The 15,062-nt window shown below is 61.3% G+C and carries 12 protein-coding genes; 4 read left to right on the top strand and 8 right to left on the bottom strand.

Translation table 11 applies throughout. The features are described 5' to 3' along the window. The first annotated feature begins 47 nt into the window (after positions 1 to 47). The 3 genes from HMPREF2942_RS05930 to HMPREF2942_RS05925 all read left to right on the top strand — a co-directional run bounded on the left by HMPREF2942_RS05930 (position 48) and on the right by HMPREF2942_RS05925 (position 3,371). Positions 48 to 2,150: a FadR/GntR family transcriptional regulator gene (locus tag HMPREF2942_RS05930; RefSeq protein ID WP_070688627.1), complete on the top strand. Its 2,103-nt coding sequence runs from the start codon at positions 48 to 50 to the stop codon at positions 2,148 to 2,150. 274 nt (positions 2,151 to 2,424) lie between these two features. Beyond that, entirely contained in the window at positions 2,425 to 2,523 is a 99-nt protein-coding gene (locus tag HMPREF2942_RS09270) for a 30S ribosomal protein bS22 (RefSeq protein WP_005504750.1), read from the top strand. Between the two features lie 158 nt (positions 2,524 to 2,681). After that, the gene (locus tag HMPREF2942_RS05925) at positions 2,682 to 3,371 is read left to right on the top strand and encodes a histidine phosphatase family protein (protein WP_070688625.1); all 690 of its coding nucleotides are present in this window, start codon (positions 2,682 to 2,684) and stop codon (positions 3,369 to 3,371) included. Positions 3,372 to 3,497: 126 nt separating this feature from the next. On the opposite strand, the gene HMPREF2942_RS05920 is transcribed toward HMPREF2942_RS05925, so the two are convergent. The 6 genes from HMPREF2942_RS05920 to gluQRS form a co-directional block, all read right to left on the bottom strand. After that, positions 3,498 to 3,896, bottom strand: coding sequence for a PLD nuclease N-terminal domain-containing protein (locus HMPREF2942_RS05920; RefSeq protein ID WP_070688623.1), 399 nt, complete (start codon positions 3,894 to 3,896; stop codon positions 3,498 to 3,500). 102 nt (positions 3,897 to 3,998) lie between these two features. Further along, positions 3,999 to 4,913, bottom strand: a complete 915-nt coding sequence (locus HMPREF2942_RS05915; protein ID WP_070688621.1) for a 1,4-dihydroxy-2-naphthoate polyprenyltransferase — start codon at positions 4,911 to 4,913, stop codon at positions 3,999 to 4,001. A gap of 111 nt (positions 4,914 to 5,024) precedes the next feature. After that, the gene (locus HMPREF2942_RS05910) at positions 5,025 to 6,395 is read right to left on the bottom strand and encodes an AMP-binding protein (RefSeq protein ID WP_070688620.1); all 1,371 of its coding nucleotides are present in this window, start codon (positions 6,393 to 6,395) and stop codon (positions 5,025 to 5,027) included. A gap of 159 nt (positions 6,396 to 6,554) precedes the next feature. Next, entirely contained in the window at positions 6,555 to 7,508 is a 954-nt protein-coding gene (locus tag HMPREF2942_RS05905) for a 1,4-dihydroxy-2-naphthoyl-CoA synthase (protein WP_049356266.1), read from the bottom strand. 164 nt (positions 7,509 to 7,672) lie between these two features. Continuing rightward, entirely contained in the window at positions 7,673 to 9,160 is a 1,488-nt protein-coding gene (gene putP / locus HMPREF2942_RS05900) for a sodium/proline symporter PutP (protein WP_070688618.1), read from the bottom strand. A gap of 381 nt (positions 9,161 to 9,541) precedes the next feature. Continuing rightward, positions 9,542 to 10,549: a tRNA glutamyl-Q(34) synthetase GluQRS gene (gene gluQRS, locus HMPREF2942_RS05895; RefSeq protein ID WP_070674833.1), complete on the bottom strand. Its 1,008-nt coding sequence runs from the start codon at positions 10,547 to 10,549 to the stop codon at positions 9,542 to 9,544. Between the two features lie 308 nt (positions 10,550 to 10,857). Between gluQRS and HMPREF2942_RS05890 the strand changes: the two genes are divergently transcribed. Continuing rightward, positions 10,858 to 11,766, top strand: coding sequence for an MBL fold metallo-hydrolase (locus HMPREF2942_RS05890; protein ID WP_044150153.1), 909 nt, complete (start codon positions 10,858 to 10,860; stop codon positions 11,764 to 11,766). Positions 11,767 to 11,902: 136 nt separating this feature from the next. On the opposite strand, the gene HMPREF2942_RS05885 is transcribed toward HMPREF2942_RS05890, so the two are convergent. Beyond that, a complete protein-coding gene (locus tag HMPREF2942_RS05885) occupies positions 11,903 to 12,922 on the bottom strand; it encodes a glycosyltransferase (RefSeq protein WP_070688617.1) in 1,020 nt (339 codons plus the stop codon). A 276-nt stretch (positions 12,923 to 13,198) separates the two neighbouring features. Further along, positions 13,199 to 15,046, bottom strand: a complete 1,848-nt coding sequence (gene menD / locus HMPREF2942_RS05880; RefSeq protein WP_070688616.1) for a 2-succinyl-5-enolpyruvyl-6-hydroxy-3-cyclohexene-1-carboxylic-acid synthase — start codon at positions 15,044 to 15,046, stop codon at positions 13,199 to 13,201. Between the last annotated feature and the right edge of the window lie 16 nt (positions 15,047 to 15,062).

Genomic DNA, 15,062 nt, shown 5'->3' with positions numbered 1-15,062 from the left:
CTGTAAAACACACACTCACTCACTTTTTGACCGAAAGACGCATTCACGTGGCTATTCATCGTAAAATTCTGCGCTGGCTCGAGAACGAACTGTTCGAGGGCAACATTCAGCTGGGCCAGGACCTGCCCAGCGATAGCGAAATTGCGCGCGCTATTGGTGTGAGTCGTTCCCGCACCCGCGAGGCTCTACGCACCCTGGAAGATATGGATCTGGTGCAGCTATACAACGGTCGCGGCAAGGAAATGCTGGTGCACCTGAGCGATGAGCCTGCCGCTGCCGCCAGCGCTGCTCTGCGCCTGCACATGTCCAGCTCGCGTTACCCGACTCGTGACTTGGTGCAGACCCGTATTCTGCTGGAAAGCTGGGCGATTGCGCGTATTGACCCGAAGACCACCTCCTTCGCGGAGATGGACGAGGTCCTGGAGCAGATGGAAGATTTCGACCTGTCGATTCGTGATTTCCTCGAGCTTCTGCTGACTTTCCACCACCAGGTGATGCGTTGCGCCGGTAATGAGCTGCTGGTGGGTCTGCTCGCGTCGGTGCGTCAGCCGAGCTTTGAGTCGATGCTGTCGCTGGTGGGTCGTATGCCGCTGTGGAGTAGCGCTGTGGAGCGTCTGCGTGCTGAGAGTCGTGCTATTGCGGAGGCTTTGAAAGCAGGCGATTCGGCGACGGCTCGTGCCATGGTGATTGGTCAGCTGCGCGGCATGTATTCCGATGCCGGTATTGATCTGGAGCAGGAGGCGACCTCTGCGAACGGTCTGCCGGGTGAGCCGATTGCGTCTGAGTTCGCGCCGGTTGATGTGGATGAGTTTGCCGCTGATGACTTTGATGATTTGATGCAGGACGATGCGTCCTTCGCCGATGTGGGGGCACTTCCTGCCGCGGATGCTCCTGTTGCGGCACCGGCTGAGCTGGCTCAGGTTCCTGCTCCGGTGTCTGCGCAGTCTGCTGACGTGGAGTATGAGCAGTCTGAATCCGAGGCTGCCCGCGTTGAGGTTGCCCACGTTGAGGAGGCGGCGTCTGGAATTCCCTCCGAGCCGACTGATACCTCTGCCGAGACTACTTCTGGCGCAGATATTTCTGCTTCTGACAAGGTAGAACGTTCCATTCCCGCTGCGTCTCAGCCCGTACCTGCCGCGGCTTCCGCAGCCCCCGCGCAGCCTACCGCTCATACGGTGAGCGCGGATGTGCCGCTGAGCTTCGGTACCCCGCGCCGCAGTACCCCGGTAGCGCAGGTAACCCCCGCTGCTTCTGCGGCACCGGTTGCTTCTGTAGCGGCTAGCTCCCAGACTCTCGCTTCCCAGCCTCTCAGCTCCCAGACCCCCAGCGGTCAGCTGCCGAGCGTCCCTGCCGCGTACGCGCAGGAAGAGGTTGAGGGTCCCGCGAAGGTTCTGCGCGCCTCCACGGCGGCTCCGCGTCGTCGTAGCGGTCAGATTATTTCTCCGGTGCGTGCGACCATCATTAAGCCTGTGGACCGTAGCAAGGTGCTGACTGCGCCTGCCCGTACCGCCCGTCCTGCGGCTGTTGTGACTGCCGCGGCGCCTGCGGAGTCTGAGTCGGCTGAGAAGGTTCTGCGTGCCCCTGCACGCCAGGAGGTGCCCGCCGTTCAGCCTGCTGAGCCTACCCGCCTTGAGGCGGCAGCGACCATCCACGACACCTACGAGAAGCTTCCGCATGATGAGCCGGTGCAGGAGCGCGGCGGCATCTTCTCGAAGATGAAGCGTTTCTTCGGTGTGGATGTGTACGAACCTAATGAAGCGCAGGAGAGCGCTGAGAAGGATCAGGCAGTGAAGGAGCAGGTTCTGAAGGCAGAAACGAAGCCCGAGCCCCAGCCTGAGCCTCAGCCCGTCATTGATGAGGAGGCGCTGGCTCGTGCCGAGGCTGAGCGTGCTGAGCGTCTGAAGGCGTTGCACGCGGCGGCTGAAGAAGAGGCAGCTGAGGAAAGCGCCGTTGAAGAGGTTTCGGTGGAAGAGCCGGTTGAAGAACCCGCTGAGGCTTCTGATCCCGCGCAGGAATCGGCTGCGGAATTGGTAGAGGCCGCCTCCCCGGCTGAGGAGAGCGCTCCTGATGCTGCTGTAGCTTCTTCCGGTTCGGTGCTGTCTCATGGCCGCGCTAAGGGCTCGAAGAAGTCGAAGAAGAAGCGCCGTTAGGGCTACCGAATCCTCGTTTTCGCCCTGAGATATCCCCGAGATATCCTCGATATCCCCGCGGGAAAAGCGGAAATTCAGGGAAAAACTCCTGAAAAGCCGCTCTCGAATGGTGAAAATGGGGGTAAACCTAGTACTCTAGGTAGGTAGCGCTCTAAAACGCAAGGGTATTTCTGTGCCTAAAATGCGTTTTGGATCGGTTATACCGGTATAAATATCCCCGGGTAGCTACCGAGTCGAATGGCTCGGCCGGGTACGAGTAAAGTGAGGAAATCCTATGGGTTCCGTTATCAAGAAGCGCCGCAAGCGTATGTCCAAGAAGAAGCACCGCAAGCTGCTTCGTAAGACCCGCCACCAGCGCCGCAACAAGAAGTAAATAGACTTCTTTCGCCCCGCCCTCCGTATGGAGAGGCGGGGTTTTTGTGTTCCTGCAGTTTTTGCGGGCTGGGCTTTGTACGCCGGGTTTTGTATTTGTAGAGCGTATGCGCGGGTTACCTGTTTGGGGTGCGGCGCGCTATCTGAGAGACTGGGATTATGACTGAAACTTCCACCATTAAAGTTCACCTCATGCGTCACGGCGAGGTGCACAACCCCGAGCGCATTGTGTACGGCCGTCTGCCCGGTTACCGTCTGTCCGATAAGGGCCAGCAGATGGTGCGTCTGAGCGCTGAGGAGTTCGCGGCTCGTGCTGAGCGCGGCGCCCGTTTCGTGCATCTGGTCTGCTCGCCGTTGCAGCGTACCCGTGAGTCTGCCGCTCCGGTTGAGGAGTTGCTGGGTCTGACTGCGCAGCCGGATGAGCGCGTCATTGAGGCGGATAACTATTTTGAGGGTCTGCACGTGAACGCGCAGGAGCTGCTGAAGAACCCGCGTCACTGGACTAAGCTGTACAACCCGGCGCGCCCCTCCTGGGGTGAGTCGTACCTGGATCAGATTCGCCGTATGGCAGCGGCTGTTCAGGATGCGGCGCGTACCGCCTACGAGCGCGGCGGTGAGGGTGCGGAGGCGATTATTGTGTCGCACCAGCTGCCGATTTGGATTACTCGCCTGGGCATTGAGGGTCGCATGCTACAGCATGACCCGCGTGCCCGTGAGTGCAACCTGGCGTCGATTACGACTCTGGCGTTTAGCACCACTGATTTTGAGCATGAGATGCCGCATTTTGTGGGGTATTCGGAGCCTGCCGCGCCGCTGTACGGTGGCGTGATTCAGCTGCCCGGTAGCTAAAACATCCGGTAGCTAGTTCCTGAAGCTGTTTTTGAGCATAGTAAGAGGCTGTGAGCCCGTCCGTTGCGGATGCGCTCACAGCCTCTTGCTGTAAACCTTGAGGGGGTGCGAGCCTAGCTGTTCTGACTAGTTCTGCCCGTTACTCTGATTCGGCGTGCCGTCCTCGGGATCCTGCTTGTTGTTCGACTCTGCTTCGCGGCTGCGGCGTTCGCGTTCTGCTTTTGCTTTGAGCCAGCGCAGGTATTCCTCATCGTCGTCGGGGGAAGATACCGAGGGCGCCGGGGTGCTGCGTCGCTGACCGAAGCCGTGGCGAGGAGCGCCTGCTGCGGGCTGTGCTTTGGGGCGGCCCAAGATAAGCCACATGAGCGGGCCCACCACGGGGAAGAGCAGGGTGACGAGAACCCACAGCCACTTGGGCAGGGTTCGCGCCTCGTGTGCGGGGGTGCGGACGGCGTCCAAGAGGGTGTAAAGGGTCAGCCCCACGATGAGGGCGGCGCCGCCAATAATCAGCATGGCTCGAATCATAAGCACTACTATGACATACCGCCGCGTTATTGCGGAACTGTGAACCGGGTGCCCGCCAACGGCGTAACGGCGCGGCAATCCGGTGCAGATTTGTACGTCGGCTTAGTAGCCGGTGAACACCTGAACCTCGTGGCTAATAATATCCAGCGAGCCCAGCCACACGGCGAGGGCAAGAATCACGGAGTACACGAGCGCCACAATACCCGCCTGCTTGAGCACGGGAATCAGGTCGCGGCCGCCGCGCGTCCACACGGTCACGCAGGAGTGGATGGTCGGGCCGACCAGCAGGAAGATCAGCAGGAACCAGGGGTTCTCATCGAGCAGGAGCACGCCCAGGCCCAGTGCCAGCGCCATCTCCACGATGTAGGTGATGCGCGACCAGCGTTCGCCCAGGCGGACCGCCATGGTCAGCTTGCCCGCCTCAATGTCGGTGGGAATGTCACGTACGTTATTCGCCATGAGCAGCGCACAGGAAATCAGACCAATGCCGATAGCGCCCACCCAGCCGAGCAGGGTCAGGGTGTGCGCCTGCGTGTAGAGGGTGCCCAGGGTCGCGACCAGACCAAAGTAGACGAAGACGAACACGTCGCCCAGGCCCATGTAGCCGTATGGGTGCTTGCCGCCGGTGTAGCCCCACGCCGCGAAGACGCTGGAGGCGCCAATCGCCAGGAACCACCACTGGTTCGCCAGAGCAACCAGGGCAAGACCCGCAAGCATCGCCAGACCGAAGCAGGTGAATGCGGCGTACTTGACGGAGCGGGGGCTTGCCACGCCGGAACCGACGAGGCGTAGCGGACCCACGCGGTCTTCGTCGGTGCCCTTGATACCGTCGGAGTAGTCGTTGGCGTAGTTCACGCCGACCTGCAGGAAGAACGCGACGAGGAACGCCAAGAACGCGTAGAGCGGCTTGAATGCGTTGATCTCGTAGGCGGCAGCTGAGCCGGCAATAATGGGGGCGACGGCGAGCGGCAGGGTGCGCAGGCGAGCGCCTTCAATCCATTGGGCGGCAGTTGCCACGGGGGTTCCTTCCGGGTCTAAGTGTGTATGATGCGTGGGTGTTGTGACGGTGATGGTCAGGGCGTGCGGGCGACTGCGTGTGCGGGGTGAAAACCCGCGGATGAGCCTGCTTTAGCCCTGACGGTAGTCTCTGTCCAGGATACTGTATATTTCTGCGCGGTCCGGCTTGCCGGTGCTGGTGAGCGGGAAATCCGGCAGGATGCTCAGCTGCTTGGGGGCGGCGGGGGCGCCGAGCTTTTCGGCACAGCGGGCACGCAGTAGGGCGCTGAGTTCTTCGTTCAGGTCGGGGCGATTCTGGGTAGATGTAGCCGCGGCATCGGCAGAAGGCACCAGCGTGACCGCTGCGGCAATGGCTGTGCCCCAGCGGGCATCGGGTAGGCCGATGACGCAGGCTTCGCGTACGGCGGGGTGCTCTTCGAGGACGGTCGCTACGGCGCGGGCGGAGATTTTTACGCCTCCGCTGATGAGTACGTCGTCGCTACGGCCGAGCACCTGCAGGCGCTGCTCACTACAGTTCTTGTTGCTGTTGGGAGCCGCTGCAGGGCTCAACAGCCCGTAGTCGTCGGTGCGGTACCAGTGGGTGCCGTCGGCGGCGGTGAAGAAGTGCTCGGCGGTGCGGGTGGCGTCGCCAATGTAGCCGCTGGCGAGGTGCGCACCGCTGATCCAAATACGGCCCACCTGCACAGACTCTTCATTCGCCGACTTCCCCTCAATATCCGGTACGGCGGGCATACCTTCTTCGGGGACGAGTTTAACCCGCACGCCGGGCAGTACGGAGCCGGAGTAGACGCATCCGCCGGCGGTTTCGGCACTGCCGTAGGTGGTCACCGTGTTCAGCCCCAGGGCGGTGGCGGCGGCGAGCAGGTCGGCGCTGGCGGGGGCGCCTCCGAGTAGGATGCCAGTGAAGGAGCCGAGCGCCTCGTGAATTTCAGCGCCCAGGTGCGGGTTGGTGTCCGCGCTTTCGAGCAGTTTATGGAGCTGGGTGGGCACCAGGGAGATAAACCGGCGTGCCGAGCTCATGCGCTCAACCGCCTGCAGGAAAACCTCGGGGCTAAAGTGCACGGGCTCGGTCACGGAGCGGGCAATGACCGGGGCGGTGCCTGCGAGCACGGAGCGGGCGAGCACCTGCGCGCCGGCAATATAGTGCGCCGGAAGAGCCAGAAGCCACTGCGAGGCGGCATCGGAGTTTGAGCCGAAGAAGCGCTCGGTGGCTGCCGCGCTAGCGGCAAGAGCTCGCGCGGTCAGTGCGGTGCGTTTGGGGGTTCCGGTGGATCCGGAGGTGCCCACCACCAGGGCAATAGGCTCCGCAGCCGCGCCCGCACCAGCATCCGCCGCGTACCCGCCCAGTAGCTGCTCAAAGGCGCCCAGCATGGTGTGCGGGTCGGCGGGCTGGTCGGCGCGCACCTGTACCGCCTGCGGGTGCAGGGCTGCCTCCTGCGGAGCGGGGGAGGGGACGAGCCCGGGTACGGGGGTATTCATCATGGCTAAATCCTTAGCGGCTGCGTGCTGTCATGCGCCGGTGTCATATGCCGGTGCGGCATCAAATGCGCCGGAGCCGGATTCTTAGCTGAGGTTCTCAGGGTTGAATCCGGCTCCGAGCCTATGCATCTGAATCTACTTCTGCAGAAAAGGGGCTGTCTCTTAGAAGTAGTAGGGGTAGTTGGACCAGTCCGGGTCACGCTTCTGCAAGAATGCGTCACGACCCTCCACAGCCTCGTCGGTCATGTACGCCATGCGGGTTGCCTCACCGGCGAAGACCTGCTGGCCGAGCATGCCGTCATCAGGCAGGTTGAAGGCGTACTTGAGCATGCGGATTGCCTGCGGGGACTGGCGGGCAATGTGCGCCGCGTATTCCAGTCCCTTGTTCTCGAGCTCTGCGTGGGGGACTACGTCGTTGACTGCGCCCATTTCGTACATGCGCTGTGCGTCGTATTCCTTGGCGAGGAAGAAGATTTCGCGGGCGAACTTCTGACCCACCTGGCGTGCGAGCAACGCCGAACCGTAGCCTGCGTCGAAGGAGCCGACGGTTGCGTCGGTCTGCTTGAACTTGCCGTACTCTTCGGAAGCGATGGTCAGGTCGGCTACCACGTGCAGGGAGTGGCCGCCGCCTGCAGCCCAGCCGGAGACGAGTGCGATAACAACCTTGGGCATGGTGCGGATGAGGCGCTGCACTTCCAGGATGTGCAGTCGGCCTGCGCGTGCCGGGTCGATGCTTTCTGCGGTGTCGCCGCTGGCGTAGTGGTAGCCGTCGCGGCCGCGGATGCGCTGGTCGCCGCCGGAGCAGAATGCCCAGCCGCCGTCCTTGGCGGAGGGGCCGTTGCCGGTGAGCAGTACGGTACCTACGTTGGAGGTCATGCGGGCGTGGTCGAGGGCGCGGTAGAGTTCGTCCACGGTGTGCGGGCGGAATGCATTGCGGACCTCGGGGCGGTCGAATGCGATGCGCACGGTGGGCAGATCGCGTAGGATTTCACCGTTTTCGTCGCGCTGAACCTGGCGGTGGTAGGTGATGTCGGTGAAGTCTTCGAAGCCTTCGACGACGCGCCAGTCGGCGGGGTTGAAGATGTCCGAGACCTTTTCGGGAAGTTGTGCAGTCATAGACCCTATTCTACGTTGCCCGGGCGCTGTCTGAGGCTGTGAACCTGGTTGCCAGGTATAGCGAATCAGGTTGCCGAGCATATAAGAAGGCCCGGACCGCGTGTGTGCGGCCCGGGCCTTAGAAGTTGGGTAAGGAAGCTTACCCGGTCTTGGTTACCTAGGGGTTACTTGACCTTTGCGAGCTCTACCGCGCGGTCGAACTCTTCGTCAATGGCGTCGTTCTTCTTGTAGGTCATGAGCGAAACCACGATGGCGACAAGCAGCGCCGAAGCGAAGCCGGGAACCATTTCGTAGAGCACGGACTTCATCGGGCTCTGGCCCCACGCGAATGCCACAACGGCACCGGTAATCATGGAGGCGAGTGCACCCTGGGTGGTCAGCTTACGCCAGTAGAGGGAGAGCAGAACGGTCGGGCCGAATGCCGAACCGAAGCCAGCCCAAGCGAATGCGACCAGCTGCAGAATGGAGCTGTTGGGGTTCCATGCCAGGGCACCGGCGACCAGCGCCACGATTGCCACGCCTGCACGGCCGAGCCACAGGGACTTGCCGGCGCTGAGCTTCTTCGAGGAGAAGATGCCGTAGAGGTCCTCCACCAGAGCGGAGGAGCACACAATCAGCTGCGAGGAGAGGGTGGACATAATTGCCGCCAGAACCGCAGCCAGAATTAGGCCCGCAATGAGGGGGTGGAACAGAATCTGGGCGAGGTCCAGGAAGACCGACTCAGCGGTTTCCGGGTTGGTGAGGGACGCCTCGGGGTGGCGTGCAAAGTATGCGATACCCATGAACGCGCCGCTCAGTGCGCCGAACACGGTCAGAACCATCCAGCTAATGCCGATGCGGCGGCCGGACTTAGCGTCCGCGGGGGTGCGCATTGCCATGAATCGCACAATAATGTGCGGCTGACCGAAGTAGCCCAGACCCCATGCGAGGGACGAAACAATACCGGCGAAGGTGGTGCCTGCGAAGAGGCTGAGTGCGTCGGGGCGTACCTGGCTGATGGACTCAACCACGGGGCCCACGCCGCCGAGGTCAATGATGGTGACAACCGGAACGGCAATCAGTGCTGCGAGCATGAGCAGGCCCTGAACCATGTCGGTGTAGGATGCGCCCATGAAGCCGCCGAAGAAGGTGTAGAACACGGTGATGCCTGCCAGCAGGAGCATACCGGTGTGGTATTCCTGTCCGAAGGAGGACTTGAAGAACAGGCCGCCGGACACCATGCCGGAGGAGACGTAGAAGGTGAAGAACACCAGAATCACGACGCCGGAGACGATGCGCAGCACGCGCTTGGTGTCCTTGAGGCGGTTGCTCAGGAAGACGGGGACGGTCACGGCGTCGCCTGCTACTTCGGTGTAGCTACGCAGTCGCGGTGCCACGAACTTCCAGTTGCACCATGCGCCGATGGTCAGACCGACGGCGAGCCATGCCTGGGAGAGGCCGCTGAGGTAGACGGCGCCGGGCAGACCCATGAGGAGCCAACCGGACATGTCGGAGGCGCCCGCTGAGAGAGCGGCGACGGTGGGGGAGAGCTGTCGCCCGCCCAGCACATAGTCGTCAAGACTGTTGTTTTTGCTATTTGCCCATAGGCCGATCGCGATCATGGCAACAAAATAAATCGCCAGCGCGATGACCTGGTATGTACTCGCGGCCATAATGTTCCTTCTCTCCTGGTGATAGTGTGCGCCTGTGTGTATTTATGCGCTACCCCATAACTTTATGAGTGGCATAGGATACAGTCTAGGCTTTGAGGGGCTGAAAATAAAGTCTATTTGACGCCTGGGAATGAGAAGCCATGGAATAAATATGTATTTTCTGTGTAAGTTCTATGGTCGTACAGGTGGGGTGCTGTGGGAGCATGTGCGAAAAAGTGCCCGAAAAATCCCTGGATTTCAGGGTTTCGGGCACTTGAGTGAAAGATATGTAGTTGAAAAGCAACGCAAACGCTCAGTGGCATATGCATCTAAAACGAATTAAACGAAAAATTTAAAAGCCGTTCGGAGTGTTGAACTGTTACACAACAATGTCACAGAGGCTTAGAGATCCCTCACAACCCACGGCTCAGAAGCCATACGAGCCGGGTCAAAACGCTCCAAAATCGCCGCCGCATTAGGCACCGGAACATCCGCGGAATGGGCGGATCCATCAGCGTTATACACCGGAATAGACGCGGCAATCCAACCCAAAATCGTCGGGATTTCAACGCCGGCCTCATGCAGCTGCGGCAGGGTTACCGCCCCATCGCGCTTCGCCAGGCGCTTACCCTCCTCATTGAGCGCCAGCGGCACGTGAGCGTAACGCGGCTGCGTCAAACCCAAAAGTTGCGCCAAATACGACTGGCGAGGCGCCGAAGGGAGCAGATCATCACCGCGCACAATCTGCTCAACCCCCACAAACGCATCGTCCACCACGGAGGTCAGGTTATAGGCGTAGGTGCCATCATTGCGCACCAATACAAAATCATCCACCAGCCCCGTGTAGGTGCCGTAAAGATCATCCTGCACCGTGTAGCTCGTGCACTCGGCACGCAGGCGCAGAGCCGGCGGACGCTGAGCACGGCGCTCCTCCCGTTGCGCCTTGCTCAGCTCACGGCAGGTGCCCGGGTATGCGCCCGGCGCACCGTGCGGGGCGCTAGAAGCCTCCTGAATTTCGCGGCGGGTACAGAAGCACTCATAGACGAGGTTCGCCTCGCGCAGCTGCGCAACCGCCTGCTCGTAGGCGGCAAGGCGCGTGCTCTGATACAGTACGCCCGCCTCTTTGATCTCGGCTCCCTCAACGCGCTCTGTCGGGGCGCCGGGGCTCGCGTCCCAATCCAGGCCCAGCGCCGCCAAATCGGCAATCTGACGCTCTGCAGCACCCTGGCGCACGCGATCCAGATCCTCCACACGCAGGTAGAAGGGCTTGCCGCCGCGGCGCGCCATCGCCCACGCCAAAATAGCGGTACGCAAATTACCCAGATGCAAATCCCCCGAGGGGGAGGGGGCGTAGCGTCCGGTACCGCTGGGGAAAGGCTGAGCTGAGGGAGGGGTAGGGGAAGAAGTCATACTCCTATCCTATAGGGGCGTTAGATGCGGGGTAACCGTGCGCACGACTCTAGGTTGAGTGGCATCGTGGCATAAATATTGCTTCTACGGATGCGCGCCGGGCTTTTCGAGGGGCTCCTTTGGTGATGATGTGCTGTTCAAACAATCCGGAGAGGTTGATAAGGCTCACCACTTTCTTATCACTAGAGATAATTTTGTGCAAAATAATTCACTTTCATTGCCTTGAATTGTTACCGAACAGTAAATTTCTGTTCTCTGGAAGCCCGAATAGCCCCGCAAGTACCAAAAATTACAGTAGGGTTGTATCTATGGCTCGTACTATTGAACTCGCAGACGGCGTGTACCGTATTGCGACCGACAACTACCGACTGAACACCGGACTGGTCCTCGGACTGGAACGGGCACTTGTCGTGGATACCGGCGCAGGTCCCCGTCAGGCAACCGAAATCTATGATGAGGTTCGCCGTCTCACGCGCCTTCCTATCACCGTCGTAAACACTCACGGTCACTATGAGCGTTTCTTCGGTAACGATGTTTTCGCGGCAATGGGTGCCGAAGAATTCTGGGCGCATCCTCGCGCCGCGCGTGCAATTCGTAAATACGGTGAGGCGCAGCGTCCCTACGTCGAGACGCTCGAACCGGAAATGGCACACCACCAGGGTGCAGCCACCAATATTATTGTTCCCAACCGCCTGGTCGCCAATAGCGGTGACGGTATTACCTTCACCCCCATTGACCTGGGTGAGCGTAGCGCAACCCTCATGTACATGGGTCCCGGCCACACCGACGGTGACATTCTGGTCGGCATTGAAGATGTGCTCTTCATGGGCGGTCTGATTGAAGAGGGTACCGACCCCTACTTCGAGGATTCCTTCCCGGATCGCTGGATTGATACTCTCGGTGCCGTGCTCGAATTTGATCGCTACCGTGTGTTTGTGCCCGGTAATGGTGAGCCGGTGGACCGCACCTTTGTGGAGCGTGAGCGTAACACCATGGTGACCGCTATTGAGTCGATTCGTTCCTCCACTCTGGACCGTGAGGATGAAGCAACTACCGCGGCAATGTATAAGCTGCCGTATGCGCCGGGTGCGACTCGCTTCCTGCTGGATCGATTGGCTCAGCTGGAGAACGCACCGGTGGCGGCGTACCTCGATTCGGAGCACCCGGATACCAGTGGTTTCACGGGTCCGATTACTCTGGGTCAGGCATCGTACTAAACCCCGTATGCAATATGCCTCATGGGGTATAAATACAGGTGAGGGCTGGTTTCTGTGATAGAAACCAGCCCTCACCTTTTATATACCCTCAGCTGCTACATGTCTTCATCTGCATGTCTTCAGCGAGGTGACGTTTTTAGTGCTGAACGTACTGGGCGCGCATTGCCTCGCAATCAGCCTTCAGGGAGGCAGGGACCTCACCCATTGCCTCGCACAGCTGAACGAAACGGTGACGCCAATCCAGGCGCTGCAGCGCCTGACGAATCTGCTGCTCACCCTGTGCCGGAGTCCAGCGGGAGGCAGCCTCGGCAACCTGCGCGAGGCCCGCACGAGCATCCGCGTGGTCAATGTCGATGGTCGCGCCGTCCCAGAGAATCTCGCGTACGGTGGTCGTGTTCGGAACCTTGCCGACCACGGTCACGCCCGAAGCCAACGCATCGGTCCAACGACCGGTGATGTACTCCTTGGTCGGGTGAGTGTAGGGTGCCGGGCTGACCGAAGTAGAGAACGCCAGCAGGAACTTCGCGCGGTTCAGAGAATCCTGCAGGTGCTGAGCCGACTCGCGGTCATTTGCGCCGAAGGGTGGGCGGCCCTCAAAGCTCAGACCCAGCTCGCCGGCGAGGGCGGCGGTCGCCTCGTCATCTTCGTAGGCGGCGGGCTGACGGCCCACGCGCAGCAGGTCGGTGCTCTTTGAGCCCAGAGTAGCCAGACGGTCGCTGAACTTGCTCCAAACATCCGCACCCCAGGGCAGAACGCCGGGGTTCTTCACGCCCGCGGCAGTCCAGGGCTGAACGTCGTCAACATCCGCAACGAAAATACGGTCGTAGGTGGAGGACTTAGCCACCGCAGGAATACGGTCATCCCAGAAGCTATCAATCACCCAGCCGTAGACCGCGCCGTAGCGGCGGAACGCGAAGGAACGCTGCGAAATGGCGTACAGCTGACCGGGATCAGAAGCAATCACCAGGCAACGCTTCGAGCCGCCCTTGAGGCGGGGCAGACGCGCCAGAAGCTTCGTTTCCTTGCTGAGGGATGCGCCCACATCCACGGTGTGCACGGTGCCGCCGGTGTAGCGGGCGAGAAGCTCCGCCATGGCGTGTACGGGAACCCAACCGGCTCCGGAGGGGACAGCAACAATAATATCGAGTGAGCTCATGAGAATCCTTGGGGGCAACGTCCGCCGCATGCACCGGGCTCACCGGGGTAAAACCTCGGGTCGCGGGCGGTGTGCATCAGCGGCAAGAGCGTGAATGTCAATAAATGATAGATAGGGTGCCTTACGTCAGCAGGCGCGCAAAAACGCGAATGCAGCGGCGAGTGAAACCGCTACGACCGGCTAGCGTTCAGCCACGGAAGGCTATGGCACAGGTAGTTTTCAGTATATCGGTCAACCCTGCGCACGGGGCTTAGCCTGCAGCCTTTAGAAACAGCTTTAGGGTGTGTGAATGCGCACCTCAACGCCCGATTCGGTGCCAAACCCGGCAGCCATGCGCGCCAAATCAGTATTCGGGGCGGCAGCCACCGTGAAGAAACGATCCACAGCCGCAGTGAACTGCTCCTGACGAGCCATATCACCGTGTTCAAGGGTCGTGAAAATACCGCCGCCGGCATCGTCAAAGACCTCAACGCGCAGTTCGGGCAGAAGCTCAGTATTCGGCAGGTTCAGCGAGGACACATCGTGCTGGAAGGTCAGGTCACCGCACAGCAGGGTCACCGGCAGGGCGGCACCACCAATAATCGGGCGGGAGTTCTCATCTACACCGGCAGGGTAGTAGCCAGACAGGGATACACCAATAGCGGTCGCAATCGTGCCGTCAATACCGGCAAGACCGCGATTAGCAAACACGCGCGCGGGGGCGGGCTCACCCAGAGCGGGGGCTGCCGCATCCAAATCACGCACCAGGTTTGAAGAACCCAGTACGAGCAGGCGGCGCTGAGCCACCGCATCCTGCCAGACGCGGCGGGCGTAGGAGCGGCCGGCGGTGCGGTTGCGGTAATCGGTGTAGTCAACCGAGCTCTCAGCGCTGCCTACTGAACTCTCAGCACCGGGGTGTTCGTAGGCGGCAATGGCGCGCAGGCACTCATCCTGCAGCTCGCGGGCGGGCTCAACCCACTGCTCTAGCCAGCTCAGCTCGTCAGCCGGTTCAGCAGCAACAGCGGAGGCGCACGCAAACTCGGCAAGCTCATGCGGGGTAGACAGCTCCACGAAGGAGCGAGCGCCCGGCTCGTACCAGCTGGCGCGGCGCGGCGCGTAGAACGCACACTGAATATCCGTGCGTTCGAGCAGCGCCGTAATCGGGCGTGAGAGCGTCGGGTGTCCGAAGAGCACCACACGCTCAATATGTGCCGCGGGCGCGAACGACTCATCGCCGAGCAGCTGCGGATAGTGGGGGATAGAGGTCGCTCCGTGGCGCGCCTCGGAGGAAGGCTCCGCAAACAGCGGCAGGTCCAGCACACGCGCAAACTCAGCCGCGAACTCACCGGCACCATCAGCGGCAACCACCACGGTGCGGTGCGCCGGGGTGAACTCCGCCAGGTCCGCCTGCGCCTCCAAGGAGTCCAGGAGCCAACGCTGCTCAGCGCTGGAGAGCCCCGAACCCTCGGCGCGGGCGGCGCGGGCACGACCCTCAGCCTGCGGGTCGTAATCCTCCAGCAGGCTCTGCGCCCACTGCGGCAGCATCTGCGCAAAACGACCCGAGGGTGTCAACGGCGTATCAAAACAAATGTTCAGGTGCACCGGGCCAATCGGATCAGCCGACTGCTTGCGCCAATGCTCGGCGCTACGACCGGTCAGCGCATTCAGGCACGCCGCAAAAGCCTGAGTCTGCTCACCCTCAACCTGCTCCGGGTAGGAGGTCAGATCAGCTTCAGCACGAACAAAAGGATGGAAGAAACTCGCCTGGCGGGTCGTCTGATTCACGCCGCTACCGCGCAGACGCTCGGGGCGGTCAGCGCTCAGTACCGCCAGAGGCACACCGGCGTGGTACGCCTCCATGACAGCGGGCATGTACTCGCCCAGAGCCGTACCGGAGGTGCACACCAGACCCACCGGCTGACCGGACGCCTTCGCAATACCCAGGGCGGTGAAGGCTGCACTTCGCTCGTCCACACGCACGTGCGCAATCAGGGCGCCGGCTTCAGCGGCGGCGGCAATAGCGTACGCAAGAGGTGCGCTGCGGGATCCCGGAGACACGACAACATGCCGCATACCGGCACGAATCAGCGAATCGAGCACGGATACTGCGGTGAGCATGGCGGGGGTTGAGCGGTTTTCAGTCACCGTACCATTCTAATGC

This window comes from Rothia sp. HMSC071C12 (assembly GCF_001813895.1).
Classification (GTDB): Bacteria; Actinomycetota; Actinomycetes; order Actinomycetales; family Micrococcaceae; genus Rothia; species Rothia mucilaginosa.
This window is presented reverse-complemented; position numbering and strand designations above follow the sequence as displayed.